Origin of the sequence: Micromonospora sp. NPDC049903 (assembly GCF_044460945.1) — a bacterium.
GTDB lineage: Bacteria > Actinomycetota > Actinomycetes > Mycobacteriales > Micromonosporaceae > Micromonospora.
The window spans coordinates 143674-159194 of the sequence record NZ_JBITKL010000012.1 but is presented as its reverse complement, the minus strand read 5'-3'; the positions used below and the strand labels follow the sequence as shown (position 1 = coordinate 159194).

Here is a 15521-nt window from a genome sequence, read left to right as displayed (position 1 = left end):
AGCCAGAGGAAGTCCCGATCCGTTGACGCTCTCAGCTCGACAGCGCCCCAACCAGCACGACCCGCACCGGCCCGACAACGCCCGACCGCCAGGCTCAGCACGGCACTGCCCAACGCCCGACACGAACCAATCCGATGACGATCCGCCGGCGCTCTCAGCTCGACAGCCCCCCGACCAGCACGACCCACACCGGCCCGACAACGCCCGACCACCATGCTCCTGACGGACGACCGGGCCCGGCCGACACGACCCAGGCACCGGACACCGCTCGGCCACCGGCACGGACGCGGTGAGGACCACGACGAAGGGCAGCGGCGCCGGCCGGACCGGCCACCAGCCCGGCCGGACCGGGCCCACCGCCTACGCCGGCCGGGCCACGCCGGGCCACCGCCTACGCCGGCCGGGCCACGCCGGGCCACCGCCTACGCCGGCCGGGCCACCGTCGGCCCCGGTCCGACCCGCCACCAGCGCCAGTGCCAGCCGGGCCGCCGCCAGCGCCGGTCGCGGCCCGTCGGGCGCTTCCCGTGCGACCGAGGTGCGGAGGCTCAACCGGCGGCCGGAGTCGGGCGGCGCACCGGGCTGAGGTGGCGGGCGTACGCGCCGGTGGTGAAGAAGGCGGGCAGGTCCTCGCCGAGGGCGGTCTCCTCGACGATGCGCGCCGCGTGTCCGGCGCGCTCGCGCACGGCGGCGTCACCGCGCCCCTCCACCAGGGTGGCCAGCTCCTCGTCGAGGATCGCCCGGACCCGCTCCTCGGTCACGCTGCCGCCGCCGGCCAGCGGCGTGCCGTGGTGCAGCCACTGCCAGACCTGGCAGCGGGCGATCTCGGCGGTCGCCGCGTCCTCCATCAGGTTCCACAGGGCCACCGCACCGGCCCCGCCGAGCCAGGCGTCGACGTAATGCAGCGCCACCGCGATGTTGGATCGCAGCCCCACCTCGGTGACCTGACCGGGGGTCTTGTCCACGGCGAGCAGGTCGGCGGCGGTGACCTCGACGTCGTCACGCTGCCGGTCGAGCTGGTGCGGGCGTTCGCCGAGCACCGCGTCGAACTCCTCGCGGCAGGTCGGCACCAGGCCGGGGTGGGCCACCCAGGAACCGTCGAAACCGGCGGCGGCCTCCCGCTGCTTGTCGGCCCGCACCCGGCTCAGCGCCGTCTCGTTCACCTCCGGATCCCGGCTGGGCACGAACGCGGCCATGCCGCCGATCGCGTGCGCCCCGCGCCGGTGGCAGGTCCGCACCAGCAGCTCGGTGTACGCGCGCATGAACGGCACGGTCATCGTGACCTCGGACCGGTCCGGCAGGACGAAGTCCGGCCACTGCCCGAAGTTCTTGATGATGCTGAAGATGTAGTCCCACCGTCCGGCGTTCAGCCCCGCCGAGTGGTCCCGCAACTCGTAGAGGATCTCCTCCATCTCGAAGGCGGCGGTGATGGTCTCGATCAGGGTGGTCGCCCGGATCGTGCCCTGCGGCAGCCGCAGGTAGTGCTGGGCGAAGACGAAGATGTCGTTCCACAGCCGCGCCTCGCGGTGGTCCTCCAGCTTCGGCAGATAGAAGTACGGTCCCGCGCCGGCCGCGAGTTGCCGCCGGGCGCAGTGGAAGAGGTAGAGACCGAAGTCGACCAGGCTGGCCGAGATCGGCCGACCGTCCACCACGATCCCCTTCTCGACCAGGTGCCAGCCGCGTGGACGGACCACGATGGTGGCCAGGTCGCCGCCGATCGCGTACCGCTTGCCGCGCGCGTCGGTGAAGTCGATCCGGCGGTCCAGCGCGTCCATCAGGTTGAGCTGCCCACCGATGACGTTGTCCCAGGTGGGGGCGGTGGCGTCCTCGAAGTCGGCGAGCCACACCCGGGCACCGGAGTTCAGCGCGTTGATCGTCATCTTGCGGTCCGGCGGGCCGGTGATCTCGACCCGCCGGTCTTCGAGGCCGGGGGCGGGCGGCGCCACCCGCCAGCTCGGATCGGCGCGGACGCCGATGGTCTCCGGCAGGAAGTCGGGCAACTGGCCGGTGGCGAACCGGTCCCGGCGGGCCCGCCGGGTGTCCAGCAGCGCCACCCGGCGGGCGGCGAACTCGCTGTCCAGCGTGACCAGGAACTCCAGCGCCTCGGGGGTGAGCACCTCGTCGAAGCGCTCCGCCACCGGGCCGATGATCTCGTACCTCATGCGAACTGCTCCTCCTCGGTCGAGCCGCGCAGGGCGGTGGTCTCGGCGGCCGGGTTGAGCACCGTGCTGATCAGGTCGAAGTAGCCGGTGCCCACCTCGCGCTGGTGCTTGACCGCGGTGTAACCGGCGGCCTCGGCCGCGAACTCCCGCTCCTGGAGCGACACGTACGCCGGCATCCCCTCGGCGGCGTAGCCCCGGGCCAGGTCGAACATCGAGTAGTTCAGCGCGTGGAAGCCGGCCAGCGTGATGAACTGGAACTTGTATCCCATGTGGCCGAGTTCGCGCTGGAACTTGGCGATGGTGGCGTCGTCGAGGTGCTTGCGCCAGTTGAACGACGGCGAGCAGTTGTAGGCGAGCAGTTGGTCCGGGTACTCGTCCTTGATCGCCTCGGCGAAGCGGCGGGCGACCTCCAGGTCCGGCGTGCTGGTCTCCATCCAGAGCAGGTCGGAGTGCGGGGCGTACGCGAGCCCTCGGGCGATGCACGGCTCGATGCCGTTGCGGACCCGGTAGAAGCCCTCCGGGGTGCGCTCGCCGGTGACGAAGGGGCGGTCCCGCTCGTCCACGTCGGTGGTGAGCAGGGTGGCCGCCTGCGCGTCGGTGCGGGCCACCACCACCGTCGGCACCCCGGCGACGTCGGCGGCGAGTCGGGCCGCCTCCAGCGTGCGGACGTGCTGCCCGGTGGGGATGAGCACCTTCCCGCCGAGGTGGCCGCACTTCTTCTCGGCGGCGAGCTGGTCCTCCCAGTGCACCCCGGCGGCGCCGGCCGCGATCATCGCGCTCATCAGCTCGTACGCGTTGAGCACGCCACCGAAGCCGGCCTCCGCGTCGGCGACGATCGGGGCCAGCCAGTCGATGCCCGAGGTGTCGCCCTCGGCGGTGGTGATCTGGGCGGCCCGCAGCAGCGCGTTGTTGATCCGACGCACCACGGCCGGCACCGAGTTGGCCGGATAGAGGCTCTGGTCCGGATAGGTGTGTCCGGCCAGGTTGGCGTCGGCGGCCACCTGCCAGCCGGACAGATAGATCGCCTTGAGCCCGGCCCGGACCATCTGCACCGCCTGGTTGCCGGTGAGCGCCCCCAGGGCGTGGACGTAGTCCTCGCTGGTGAGCAGCCGCCACAGCCGGTTGGCGCCGTGCCGGGCCAGGGTGTGCTCCTCCTGGATGGCACCACGCAACCGGATGACGTCCTCGGCGCGGTAGCTGCGCCGTACTCCCCGCCAGCGGGGGTTGGTCTCCCATTCGTGCTGCAACTGCTCGACCGCGGAAAGCATCGTATTCATCCCCTTCGGATTTCCGATTGACCGTCGTTGCGTCGACGCCGACGCCATCCAGCCGTGTGTCACACACGGTCACACGGCCTGTCGGGGCCGGTCGAGAGACGGAAAGAGCCAATTATTGAAAAGCCGAAGGGCGATTTTGCAAAGTTGCGAAAGGCCCCATTCGCAGCAGTGCTAATGTGGCGACCCAGTCCGCCGATCGGGAGGTTGAGGCGATGACCAAGACCTTTGCCGGTGCCCGCCTGCGCCGGTTGCGCGAGGAGCGTGGGATAAGCCAGACCGAACTGGCCCGGCACCTCGGCATCTCCCCGAGCTACCTGAACCAGATCGAGCACGACACCCGCCCGCTGACCGTGCCGGTGCTGCTGCGCATCACCGAGCTGTTCGGCGTCGACCCGACCGTGTTCGCCGCGCACGACACCCCACGCCTGGTCGCCGGGCTGCGCGAGGCCCTGCCCGCCCGGGCCGGCATCACCGAACTCACCGAGCTCGCCACCCGGCTGCCCGAGGTCGCCGCCGCCGTCATCGACCTGCATCGCCGCTACCAGCAGGCCGACGAGCAGCTCGCCGAGCTGGTCGGCGACCGGGAACGGATCGGGCGCAGCCCGCACGACCAGGTGACCGAGTTCTTCTACCGACGGCAGAACTACGTGCCGGACCTGGACGAGGAGGCCGAGCGGCTGGCCGCCCGGATGGCGTTGCGCCGGGGCGAGGTGCGCGTCCTTCTGCGCGACCGGTTGGCGCAACGACACGGGGTACGCGTCGCCCGCGAGGAGCCCGGCTCGCTCGGGGGCGAGCTGCACCGCTACCGTCCGCAGACCCGCACCCTGCACCTGTCCACCTCGCTGCGGGGCGGGCAGGAGGCGATGCGGATGGCCGCGCAGATCGCGTTGCTGGAGTTCGCCGACGTGATCGACGAGATCGTCGAGTCGGAGAACTTCGACGACGTGCAGACCCAGATCCTGACCCGGGTCGGCCTGGCCAACTACTTCGCGGCGGCGCTGCTGCTGCCGTACGAGCACTTCCTGGCCGCCGCCGAGCAGCGTCGCTACGACATCGACCTGCTGACCCAGCACTACGCGTTGGGCTGGGAGACGGTCTGCCACCGGCTCAGCACCCTGCAACGCCCCCGGGCGCGCGGCGTGCCGTTCTCCTTCGTCCGGGTGGACCGGGCCGGCAACATGTCCAAGCGACAGTCCGCCACCGGCTTCCCGTTCTCCCGCACCGGCGGCACCTGCCCGCTGTGGAACGTCTACGAGGCGTTCGGCGCGCCCGGGCGGGTGGTCACCCAGGTCGCCGCGATGCCGGACGGGCAGCGTTACCTCTGGATCGCCCGTACCATCACCCGGCACCACGGCGGTTACGGCCAGCCCGGCAAGGTGTACGCGATCGGGCTGGGCTGCGAGACGCGGCACGCCGGGCGGTTGGTCTACTCCACCGGGATGGACCTGCACGTGGCCGAGGCGGCCATCCCGATCGGGCCGGGCTGCAAGACCTGCGAGCGGATGAGCTGTCCGCAGCGGGCCGCCCCACCGATCAGCCGGCACCTGGACCTGGACGAGAACCGCAGCACCTTCATCCCGTACCCGCTTCGGGACTGAACCCGGCGCCCGGCGCGCGTAGCCCGGACGCGCACGGCCTGCTATAGATGGTGGTTGATGTCGATGTGATCCGCCCACCCCCGTCGCGCGGGCCACCACCACGCCGCCCCACCGACGGGCCGTCCACATCGGAGACGGCATGACACGTCACGCTCGCGTCCTGTCCCCCCTGGCCGTACTCGTCGTCCTCGCCGCGCTGCTCGCACCGGTCTCCCCCGCCCGGGCCGTGCCACCGAAGACGCCCCCGCTCACCACCCCCTGGACCAGTCAGGCGCTGGCCGGCACCCCGCTGCCGGAGTACCCGCGGCCGCAGATGACCCGACCCGACTGGCTCAACCTCAACGGCGAGTGGCAACTGCGCCAGTCCGCCACCGACGACGCCCCGCAGTTCGGCGTCGACCTGCCGGAGCGGGTCAACGTGCCGTTCCCGGTGGAGAGCGCGCTGTCCGGGGTGCAGCGCGCCGCCGCCGACAACCGTCACTACCTGCACTACCGCCGCACCGTCACGGTGCCGGCCGGGTGGTCGGGCCGCCGCGTCCTGCTGCACTTCGGCGCGGTGGACTGGCAGGCCACGGTCTGGGTGAACGGCACCCGGGTCGGCACCCACAGCGGCGGCTACGACGCGTTCAGCTTCGACGTCACGCCGCAGTTGCGCACCGGCCAGAACGAGATCGTGGTCAAGGTCTGGGACCCCACCGACAGCCGACAGAACGGCAGTCTTCCGCCGATCGGCAAGCAGACCAAGACACCGAACGGCATCTTCTACACGCCGGTCTCCGGCATCTGGCAGACCGTCTGGCTGGAACCCGTACCCGCCGCCTCGATCAGCCGGGTCGACACGTACCCGAACCTCGCCGACGGCACGCTACGGGTGCGGGTGCACACCCGCGGCACCGTCACCGGCCACCGCGTGCTCGCCGAGGCCCTGACCGGCGGCACCGTGGTCGGCACCGCCACCGGCGGCTTCACCGAGTTCACCGTGCCGGTGCCGAACGCCCGCCGCTGGTCCCCCGACGACCCGTTCCTGTACGACCTGCGGATCACGTTGCGCAACGCCGCCGGTACATCCGTGGACCGGACCACCCACTACTTCGGCATGCGGGAGATCACCACCCGGACGGTCGGCGGGGTGTTGCGTCCGCTGCTCAACGGCGAGTTCGTCTTCCAGGCCGGCACCCTCGACCAGGGCTACTGGCCGGACGGCCTCTACACCGCGCCCACCGACGCCGCCCTCGCCTTCGACCTGCAGAAACACAAGGACCTCGGGTTCAACATGGTCCGCAAGCACATCAAGGTCGAACCGCAGCGCTGGTTCTATCACGCCGACCGCCTCGGCCTGCTGGTCTGGCAGGACATCCCGTCGCTGACCGCCCAGGAGGTCGACGCGACCGACGCCCAGCAGGCCCAGTTCGAGGCGGAGGCCCGGGAGATCGTCGACGAGCACCGCAGCAGCCCGGCGGTGGTCGCCTACACCGTCTACAACGAGGGCTGGGGTGAGCGGGCGCTCGCCGACACCCGCCGGGTCGGTCAGAACGTCAAGAACCAGGACCCGACCCGGCTGGTCAACACGCACAGCGGCCACAACTGCTGCCAGTCGCTCGGCGACCCGGGCAACGGCGACATCGACGACTGGCACGTCTACCTCGGGCCCGCCTCCCCCACCCCGTCCGCCTCCCGGATCGCGGTGCTCGGCGAGTTCGGCGGCCTCGGACTGCGGGTGCCCGGGCACGAGTACAGCCCCAGCGGCGGCTTCTTCGCGTACGAGTGGCAGCCCACCTCGACGGCACTGACCGACCGGTACGTCGGCCTGGTCGAGGGCGTCCGGAACCTGATGGTCGGTACCGGGCTCAGCGCCTCGGTCTACACCGAGATCACCGACCTGGAGGGCGAGCTGAACGGCTTCCTCACCTACGACCGCCGGGTGGTCAAGATGGACGAGGCCCGGGTACGCGCCGCCAACCGCGCCCTGATCGACGCGTCCCGGTCGATCACGCCCCGGCAACCGGTCGCGCTGCCGGTGGGCGCCCGCCACTCGTTGCAGGTGACCACGCCCGGACACACCGGACGGTACCTGCGGCACCAGAACGGTCTGGCGTACACCGAGATCGTCACCGCGGGCAGCGCGGCGCTGCTCAAGCAGGACGCCACGTACACGATCCGGGCGGGTCTGGCCGACGGGAGCTGCTACTCCTTCGAGTCGGTGAACTTCCCGGGGCAGTACCTGCGCCACGCCGACTCCCGGGTCCGCAACTCGCCCGACGACGGCTCCGCGCTGATGCGCGCCGACGCCACCTGGTGCGCCCGCACCGGGCTCACCGGCAGCGGCGTGTCGCTGGAGTCGTACAACTATCGGGGGTCCTTCCTGCGCCACTACGACTCGCAGGTGTGGTTGAGCAACGGCGCGGGTGGTGCCGCGTACCAGTCGCCCGCGCTCTGGGCGGTGGACAGCACCTGGCATCTCGCGAGTCCCTGGGCGCCCTGACCGGCCGTCCGCGACCCGGTGGCCCGGACCGGTCGGTCCGGGCCACCGGCGTGGCCACCCACCCCGGTCACGCCGGTCGCGCAGCGTCACGACCGCGACGGAGCTGCCGATACACTTGCCACCCCTCCGCACGTCCAGGGCAGGTGCATTGGCTCGTCGTCGCTTCCGCGTCCCCCGTCCGCTGCGCGCCGCCCTCGGCCTGCTCGCGGCCACCGCGCTGCTGGCCGGCTGCTCGATGACCGCCCCGCCCACCACGCCCGCCCCGCTGCGGGTGCTCCAGATGAACCTCTGCAACAGCGGCATGGCCCTGGGCTGCTACACCGGGCGGGCGGTGGACCAGGCCGCCGAGGTGATCCGCGCCGAACGCCCGGACATCGTCACGCTCAACGAGATCTGCTCCGGTGACGTGGACGCGTTGGAGCGCGCCATGACCGGTGTGCACTCCGGCACCGTGGTCGCGGCCTTCCAGCCCGCCCGCAACGGCCGCACCGGCGAGCCCTACCGCTGCGTCAACGGCCAGCAGTACGGCGTCGGCGTGCTGGCCCACGTCGCCGACCCGTACCGGGGGCACGAGCTGCACCGGGGGGTCTTCCCGGCGCAGGACCCGGCCGACCCCGAGCAGCGCGCCTGGCTCTGCGTGGACGCCAGCACCGTCTTCTACGCGTGCACCACGCACCTGGCGTACACCAGCTCGACGCTGGCGTTGGCCCAGTGCGGGCACCTGCTCGGGGTGGCCGTACCCGAGCTGCACGCCGGTGCCGGCTACCAGCCGACGGTGGTCAGCGGCGACCTCAACCTGCGGCACGGCGGCACGCCCGACGTGCGGTCCTGCGTACCCGCCGACTACCAGCACCTGCACGACGGCGGGGTGCAGCAGTTCATGGCCACCCCGGACCTGACGATCACCGCCAGCAGGTCGATCGACATGCGCGGCACGACCGACCACGCGGCGTTCCTGGTCACCCTCACCACCGAGCGGGCCGAACACCCCGCTGCCTGACGACCCCGACCGTCAGTCCCACCAGAACGCCCAGGTCGGGGCGTTGACGATGCGGTCCGCGTAGCCGGCGATCGTGCACGGGCTCTGCCCCTGCCAGATGTTGTCCGGGCAGAAGGCGAAGTGTTCGGCGGCGATCGGCAGCGCCTCGTCGACGGTCGTCGGCGGGGCGGCGACCGACAGGTACAGCTCGGCGAAGCCGAGGCCGATCACGCGTACCCCGAACCGGTCCTCCCAGCTGCGCAGCACCGCGGAGAGTCGGCCGGCGTCGTTGGTGTAGTTGACCGGCCCCTGCCAGCCGACGACGGCGAGCGCGTCGCTGCCCCGCTCGGCGGCGACCAGACCGAGCCGCATGTCGGGCTGGGCCAGCGACAACTGCTCGGCCCAGTGGTCGGCGTGCTCCTGCGGCGTCACCCGGGGCGACGCCGGTGCGGCCAGGCCGGGCCAGTCCTGGCCGTAGGGCGCGGAGACGGCGAGCTGCCGGCTGGTCGGCTCACCGACCTCGTAGTCGGTGGTGTGGTCGGACCACCACCCGGCCAGCAGCCGCTCGGGGTCGTGCTCCGCCGGGTCGGAACTGCTCGCCGGCCACAGCTCGCCGTCGGCCCAGGGGCGATCCGGGTCGCCGTGCAGGTGGTCGAGGAGCAGCGGCCACAGCCCCGACCAGGCGTGCGCCGCGTGCAGCTCCGGCCACAGTCCGGACGGGGCCGGGCCGTCGCTGAGCCACAGCGCGGGACGCTCGTCGGGTGCCTCCTCGCTGCGGACCGTCCGGCCGGGCGGGAGCGACACGGGCAGGGTGCGGCGGTGCGGCTGCGCGTCGGCGAACAGCTCGGCCAGATCGGTGGGGAGGTCGTTCAACTGCGAGGTCACGAGGCGTGAGGATAGTCGCCTACACCGACAACTCCGGCCGACGAGCCGGTCACTCCGACCCGCACCGCTCCCGCCGTCAGTCGGCCAGGATCTGCTCGCGCAGGATGTCGGCGTGACCGCAGTGCTCGGCCAGCTCGCGCAGCACGTGCAGGTAGACCCAGCGCAGCGGGATCGGGCCACGTCGGTTGCCGGTGAGCACGTCGTCCAACCCGATGGAGGCGGTGGCGCGACGGGACGCCGCACACGCCTGCCGGTGTGCCTCCTGGACGCTGGCGACGGTGTCACCGTCGTCGAGCAGGAACGACTCGTCCGGCGTGGCCGGGATGCCGATCTCGGCACGCGACCGGCGCGTCACCGCCTCGTCGAACCAGACCTTCTCCACGAAGGTCGCGTGCTTGACCAGACCCAGCAGGGTCGTCCGGGACGGCACCAACGATCGGCGGGCCTGCTCCTCGGTCAGCCCGTCGAGACAGTGCTGGAGCTCGGCGCGGTGCTGGTCGATGAAGACCTCGAACTGCTCCCGCAGTGCCGCGTCGATGACCCGCTCGAAGTCGGGCACGGAGGGCGATGACATGAGTGAAGCATGTCAACCCCGCGACGGCGGAGCAAACAGGTTGGCGGATCCTCGCCGCGTGCTGCCGTCAGCAGAATGCCTTGGCCGGTCGCGGCCGGTCCGGACATCCTGGCCGCATGGACCTGGGCTTCGGTGGTGAGGTGGCACGGCTCTACCAACGTTACCGGCGCGGCTATCCGCCGGCCGTCTTCGACGTGCTGGCGACGACGTTCGGTCTGACGCCGCAGGACGTGGTCGTCGACCTCGGCTGCGGTACGGGCCAGCTCACGCTGCCGATCGCCGCCCGGGTGCGTGCGGTCGTCGGGATCGATCCCGAGCCCGACATGCTCGTACTCGCTCGTCGGGCCGCCGAGGACCAGCGGGTCGACAACGTGAGCTGGTTGCTCGGTGCCGACTCCGACCTGCCCGCGTTGGGCCGGTTGTTCGGCGACGGCAGTGTGGGCGCGGTGACCGTCGGGCAGGCTCTGCACTGGATGGCGCATGAGGACGTGTTCGCCGGGCTCCGTCCGCTGCTGCGCCCCGGTGGCGGGGTCGCGGTGGTGGCCAACGGGACGCCGCTGTGGCTTCAGGACACGTCCTGGTCGCGGGCGCTACGTGCCTGCCTGGAACGCTGGCGCGGCACCGAGCTGAGCCGGAGCTGTGGCACCGACACCGACAGCCGACGCCGGTACGCCGACGCGCTCACCCGGCACGGTTACCACGTCACCGAGACCGTGGTCGAATACACCGACGAGATCGACCTGGACGCTCTTCTCGGCGGCGTCTACTCCAGCTTCCCGGTCGACGCCCTGCCCCCGGTGGAGCAGCGGACGGAGCTGTCCACGATGATCCGCGACGCGCTGGGCCCGGCGACCCGGTTCCGCGAGCACGTCCGCGTCTGCGTGCTGACCGGCCGGATCGGGTAGTCCCGACCCGGCCGGTCGCAGGTCAGCGTTGCACGCGGGCGCCGGCTCCGCGCACCAGTGCCTCCACCTCGGCGAGGTTGGCCATCGACGTGTCGCCGGGGGTCGTCATCGCCAGGGCGCCGTGGGCGGCGCCGTACTCCACGGCCTGGGCCAGGTCGCCGTCGCGCTCCAGCAGGCCGTAGATGAGCCCGGAGGCGAAGCTGTCGCCGCCGCCGACCCGGTCCATGATCTCCAAGCCGGGGCGGTGGGTGGCCTCGGCGAACGCGCCACCCGACCACGCCACGGCGCCCCAGTCGTTGACCGTCGCGCTGTGCACGCCGCGCAGCGTGGTCGCCACGACCTTGAAGTTCGGGTACTCCTGGACGACGGCCTCGATCATCGTCTTGAAGTTGCCGGCATCGAGCGCGCCGCTGTGGATGTCCGTGTCCGGCACCTCGAATCCGAGGCAGGCGGTGAAGTCCTCCTCGTTGCCGATCATCACGTCGACCAGGGCGGCGAGCCGACGGTTGACCTCCCGGGCGCGGTCCTGACCACCCACCGCCTTCCAGAGGCTGGGCCGGTAGTTCAGGTCGTAGGAGACGATGGTGCCGTGCCGGCGGGCGGCGGTCATCGCGGCCTCGGCGGTCTGCGCGGCCGTCTCCGACAGCGCCGCGTAGATGCCGCCGGTGTGCAGCCACCGCACCCCGAGCGTGCCGAAGAGGTGGTCCCAGTCGACGTCGTCCGGCTTGAGCTGGCTGGCGGCGGAGTGGCCCCGGTCGGAGGTGCCCACCGCACCGCGTACGCCGAAACCGCGCTCGGTGAAGTTCAGTCCGTTGCGCACGCTGCGGCCGATGCCGTCGTAGGGCAGCCAGGTGACGAAGCTGGTGTCCACGCCGCCCTGCAGGATCAGGTCCTCCAGCAGCCGGCCGACATCGTTCTGGGCGAACGCGGTGACCACCGCGGTCCGCAGGCCGAAACAGCGGCGCAGGCCCCGGGCCACGTTGTACTCGCCGCCACCCTCCCAGGCCCGGAACTGACGGGCGGTGCGGACCCGCCCCTCACCGGGGTCGAGTCGCAGCATGACCTCGCCGAGCGAGACAAGGTCGTACCGGCACTCGTCCTTCGGCCGGGGGGTCAGCTCGCTCCGCTCGCTCATGCCCGACCTCGCGCCGCCGCCACCGCCGAGGCGGTCCGGCTGGTGATCTCGTCCCACTGCTCACCGGCGATCAGGTCCGCCGCCACCATCCAGGTCGCGCCGACGGCCAGCACGGCGGGCAGGGCAAGGTACTCGTCGATCACGGCGGGCGTGATGCCGCCGGTGGGGATGAACCGGATGTCGCGGAACGGTGCCGCGAGCGCCTTGATCATCGGCGCGCCGCCCAGTGGCTGGGCGGGGAAGAACTTGACCACGTCCAGCCCGGCGTCGACGGCCATCTGGATCTCGGTCGCGGTGGCCGCGCCGGGGAAGACCGGCACGCCGGCCTCCTGGCAGAAGCGCACCACCGCGGGGGCGAAACCGGGGGTCACCACGAACCGGGCACCGGCGGCCACGGCCCGCTCGGCCTGCTCGGCGGTGAGCACCGTGCCGGCACCGACCGTGAGATCTCCGCGCCCGGCCACCGACTTGATCGCGTCCAGCCCGGCGGCGGTGCGCAGGGTCACCTCGATCGCCGACAGACCACCCTTGACCAGCGCCGAGGCGAGTGGATCGGCGTGCCGAGCGTCCTCGAGGACCACCACCGGCAGCACCCGTCCGACGTCGAGTCTTCCCGATCCGCGATCAGATTGTTCAGATCCTTGAACGTTAGTCACGTACGTGACCTTACTGGAGGCGTACCGGCTTCGCTAGAGTGGGCCGGTGCCCACCGCGCCCGAGGAGTTCCAGCCCGTCAAGTCGGCCGGGCGCACCCTCGACCTGCTCGAACTGCTCGCCGACCAGCCGCGCTCCTGGGCCCTGGGCGACCTGGCACGGGCCCTCGGCATTCCCAAGAGCAGCCTGCACGGGCTGCTGCGCACGCTGACCACTCGCGGCTGGGTGCAGACCGACGACACCGGCACCCGGTTCCGGCTCGGCCTGCGGGCCCTGCGGGTCGGCGCCGCCTATCTCGACGGGGACGACCGGGTCGGTCTGCTCGGCGGCGTCCTCGACGAGTTGTCCCGCCGGTTCGGCGAGGCCGTCCACCTCGGCCGGCTCGACGGCGACCAGGTGGTGTATCTGGCCAAGCGGGAGTCGGTGCACCGGCTGCGGCTCTACAGCGCGATCGGCCGACGGTTGCCGGCGCACGCCACCGCCCTCGGCAAGGCCCTGCTGGCCGGGCACCCGGAGCAGACGGTCGACACGATGCTGACTTGGCCGCTGCCCCGCCTCACCCCGCACACCGTCTGCGACCGCGACGCCCTGCACGCCGCGCTGACCGACGTCCGGACGGTCGGACACGCGGTGGACCGGGAGGAGAACGCCGAAGGCATCGTCTGCTTCGCGATGGCCGTGCCGCTGTCGTCCCCGGCGGTGGACGCGGTGAGCATCTCCGTCCCGGTCTCCCGGCTGCGTCCAGAGATCGAGGCATCGATCGTCGCGGCGCTGCGGGAGATGGTCGGTGGTCTCACCCAGGCCCGCAGCATGGTGGTCGTGTAGCGCCCGGAAGCGGGTCAGCGCAGTCACGTGGATCGCTGTAGTGTCGGCCTCGATCATCGACAACAGGTGATCGAGCCATCACGGGGGCTCCTCAACTCAATGTTGGGCGCCCATCGACGATCCGTCGGAGGGTACACATGAACACCGCACTGAAGGCTGGCCTGCGCACGGTCGCCCTGGCCGCACTGCTGGCACCGGCACTCGTCCTGGTTCCCGGCGCGGCCCAGGCCGCGCCGAGCGGCTGCTCGGGCGCGTACAACCTGGAGTACCAGAACACCTACGCGGTCTATTGCAGCAAGGGCACCGGCGAGTACCGCGCCAAGGCCCGCTGCTACCGCATCGGCAGCGAGAACTACACCACCAGGTACGGCACGTGGAAGCGCCCTGGCGGCACGGTCTCGACGGTCTTCTGCCAGTCGAACGAGGAAGTGGCGAGCGGAAGCTGGGAACTCCGCGGCTGAGCCTCGACCCCACGAGTTCCGTCAGTGGTCGGGATCGCGGGACCTTAGGCGGCTCTCGCCGCTGGATCTCTGACGTCCGCCAGCTCGCCGCATCCGTGATCGGGCCGGGGGGTTCGGGACAGGATCACCCCTCCTGAACCCCCCGTGTCACCCGACGCGCATCAGGCGGGCAGGCGCCAGACCTGGTTGGCGCCGCCGAAGCAGTCCCAGATCTGCAACCGGGTGCCGTCGGCGGAGCTGTTGCCGGTGGCGTCCAGGCACCTGTTCGACGCTGGGTTGCGCAGCGTGCCGTTGGACTGGGCCTGCCAGACCTGCGCGGTGGTGCCGTTGCAGTCCCAGAGTTGCACGGGCGTGCCGTTGACGGTGCCCGCACTGGCCACGTCCAGGCACTTACCGAGGGCCCGCAGGGTGCCGCCGGAGGCTACCGTCCAGCTCTGCGCATTGGTGCCGTTGCAGGTGTAGAGCTGCACGGCCGTGCCGTTGGCGCTGCTCGCGGCGGCCACGTCCACGCACTTGCCGGCGATGCCGGTGATCGGGCCGGTCCGGCCGGTCGGCGGCGGGGTGCCGCCACCCATGACGGTGTCGTAGATCGCGCTGACCAGTGAGGTCGAGCCGCTGGTGTCCTGGGTCAACTCCCAGTTCATCATGCCGCCGGCGTTCGCCATCGCCCACTGGGTCTTGCGCTTGACGGTCGGGATGCCGTTGTAGCACTGCTGGACGCCGCCAACGCCTGTGCAGTCCCGGTTGGCGTTGGCCGGGTCCATGCCGACCAGTTGGGTGTACGTGTAGTAGCCGGGCCGGCTGTAGAAGGGCACCCCGAGGACGGCCTTGGCGGCCGGCAGTCCGCGCGCCTTCCAACCGTTCACCGCGTTGATCGACCAGTCGTAGTTGGCGTGCGGGCTGCCGCCGTCGTACGCCATGATGTTGAGGAAGTCGACGTGGTTGAAGACCGAGGTCGGCACCCCGTCGCGGTAGTAACCCTCGGCGACCACGGCGGCGGTCAGCAGCTTGCCCTGCGGGCGCAGCGCGTTGCCGAGCTGCTGCATGAGCAGGGCGTAGTTGGCGGCCGAGGCACCCGGGTCCGGGTACTCCCAGTCCATGTCGACGCCGTCGAGGCCGTACTGGTTGACGAAGGAGACCAGACTGTTGACGAACGTGGTGCGGGTGCCGGCGTTGGCGGCGAGAGCCTCGAAGGCGCTGTCGTCGCCGTCGTTCCAGCCGCCCACCGCGATGGAGACCTTGACGTTGTTGGCCCGGGCCAGCGACACCAGCGAGGAGAGCTTGCTCGGGTTCTCCACCGGCCGCAGGGTGCCGTTGCTGTTGGGCAGCACGAACGCGTAGTTGATGTGGGTGAGCTTGCCGTATTGGACCGAGTTGACGTTGCCGGTCCAGGACGGCATGTAGCCGACGCTCTTGAAGTTGTTCGGCAGGACCACGGCGTGTGCGGCGGTCGGGGTGACGGCGAGGGTCGCTCCGGCGGTGACCAGGGCGAGCAGACCGGCGGCCAGGGCCGAACGGGGGCGTGGACGTGGTGAGGACATCGAGGGCCTTCCCGGTGCGGATCACGGCGCCGTGCCGCCGTCCGGC

13 protein-coding genes are annotated in these 15521 nt (G+C 71.5%); 6 read left to right on the top strand and 7 right to left on the bottom strand.

The window, feature by feature from the left end; translation table 11 throughout:
• Positions 1-545: 545 nt before the first annotated feature.
• The gene (aceB, locus tag ACIBO1_RS19880) at positions 546-2159 is read right to left on the bottom strand and encodes a malate synthase A (RefSeq protein WP_396748498.1); all 1614 of its coding nucleotides are present in this window, start codon (positions 2157-2159) and stop codon (positions 546-548) included.
• Positions 2156-3436, bottom strand: coding sequence for an isocitrate lyase (gene aceA, locus ACIBO1_RS19875; RefSeq protein WP_396748496.1), 1281 nt, complete (start codon positions 3434-3436; stop codon positions 2156-2158). The genes aceB and aceA overlap by 4 nt, the downstream gene beginning before the upstream one ends.
• A 212-nt stretch (positions 3437-3648) precedes the next feature.
• Between aceA and ACIBO1_RS19870 the strand changes: the two genes are divergently transcribed.
• The 3 genes from ACIBO1_RS19870 to ACIBO1_RS19860 all read left to right on the top strand — a co-directional run bounded on the left by ACIBO1_RS19870 (position 3649) and on the right by ACIBO1_RS19860 (position 8516).
• Positions 3649-5034, top strand: a complete 1386-nt coding sequence (locus tag ACIBO1_RS19870; RefSeq protein ID WP_396748494.1) for a short-chain fatty acyl-CoA regulator family protein — start codon at positions 3649-3651, stop codon at positions 5032-5034.
• A 139-nt stretch (positions 5035-5173) separates the two neighbouring features.
• Positions 5174-7516 carry an AbfB domain-containing protein gene (locus tag ACIBO1_RS19865; RefSeq protein ID WP_396748492.1) on the top strand — a complete coding sequence of 781 codons (2343 nt, stop codon included), beginning with the start codon at positions 5174-5176 and terminating at the stop codon, positions 7514-7516.
• A 148-nt stretch (positions 7517-7664) separates the two neighbouring features.
• Entirely contained in the window at positions 7665-8516 is an 852-nt protein-coding gene (locus ACIBO1_RS19860) for an endonuclease/exonuclease/phosphatase family protein (RefSeq protein WP_396748490.1), read from the top strand.
• Positions 8517-8528: 12 nt separating this feature from the next.
• On the opposite strand, the gene ACIBO1_RS19855 is transcribed toward ACIBO1_RS19860, so the two are convergent.
• Together ACIBO1_RS19855 and ACIBO1_RS19850 are read right to left on the bottom strand one after the other, a co-directional pair.
• Positions 8529-9380, bottom strand: coding sequence for a DUF4253 domain-containing protein (locus ACIBO1_RS19855; RefSeq protein ID WP_396748488.1), 852 nt, complete (start codon positions 9378-9380; stop codon positions 8529-8531).
• A gap of 76 nt (positions 9381-9456) precedes the next feature.
• A complete protein-coding gene (locus ACIBO1_RS19850; RefSeq protein ID WP_396748486.1) occupies positions 9457-9954 on the bottom strand; it encodes a DinB family protein in 498 nt (165 codons plus the stop codon).
• Positions 9955-10070: 116 nt separating this feature from the next.
• Here ACIBO1_RS19850 and ACIBO1_RS19845 point away from each other — a divergent pair, with 116 nt between their 5' ends.
• Positions 10071-10859 carry a class I SAM-dependent methyltransferase gene (locus tag ACIBO1_RS19845; RefSeq protein WP_396748484.1) on the top strand — a complete coding sequence of 263 codons (789 nt, stop codon included), beginning with the start codon at positions 10071-10073 and terminating at the stop codon, positions 10857-10859.
• A 22-nt stretch (positions 10860-10881) separates the two neighbouring features.
• Here the strand turns inward: ACIBO1_RS19845 and ACIBO1_RS19840 are convergent, their stop codons facing one another.
• On the bottom strand, positions 10882-11994 hold the full coding sequence (locus tag ACIBO1_RS19840; protein ID WP_396748482.1) for a sugar kinase: 1113 nt from the start codon (positions 11992-11994) through the stop codon (positions 10882-10884).
• Positions 11991-12650, bottom strand: coding sequence for a bifunctional 4-hydroxy-2-oxoglutarate aldolase/2-dehydro-3-deoxy-phosphogluconate aldolase (gene eda / locus ACIBO1_RS19835; RefSeq protein WP_396748480.1), 660 nt, complete (start codon positions 12648-12650; stop codon positions 11991-11993). Before eda ends, ACIBO1_RS19840 begins: the two co-directional genes overlap by 4 nt.
• A 46-nt stretch (positions 12651-12696) precedes the next feature.
• Between eda and ACIBO1_RS19830 the strand changes: the two genes are divergently transcribed.
• Both ACIBO1_RS19830 and ACIBO1_RS19825 read left to right on the top strand, forming a co-directional pair.
• Positions 12697-13473 carry an IclR family transcriptional regulator gene (locus ACIBO1_RS19830; RefSeq protein WP_396748478.1) on the top strand — a complete coding sequence of 259 codons (777 nt, stop codon included), beginning with the start codon at positions 12697-12699 and terminating at the stop codon, positions 13471-13473.
• Positions 13474-13610: 137 nt separating this feature from the next.
• On the top strand, positions 13611-13934 hold the full coding sequence (locus ACIBO1_RS19825; RefSeq protein ID WP_396748476.1) for a hypothetical protein: 324 nt from the start codon (positions 13611-13613) through the stop codon (positions 13932-13934).
• A gap of 161 nt (positions 13935-14095) precedes the next feature.
• On the opposite strand, the gene ACIBO1_RS19820 is transcribed toward ACIBO1_RS19825, so the two are convergent.
• Positions 14096-15475, bottom strand: a complete 1380-nt coding sequence (locus tag ACIBO1_RS19820; protein WP_396748474.1) for a glycosyl hydrolase family 18 protein — start codon at positions 15473-15475, stop codon at positions 14096-14098.
• Between the last annotated feature and the right edge of the window lie 46 nt (positions 15476-15521).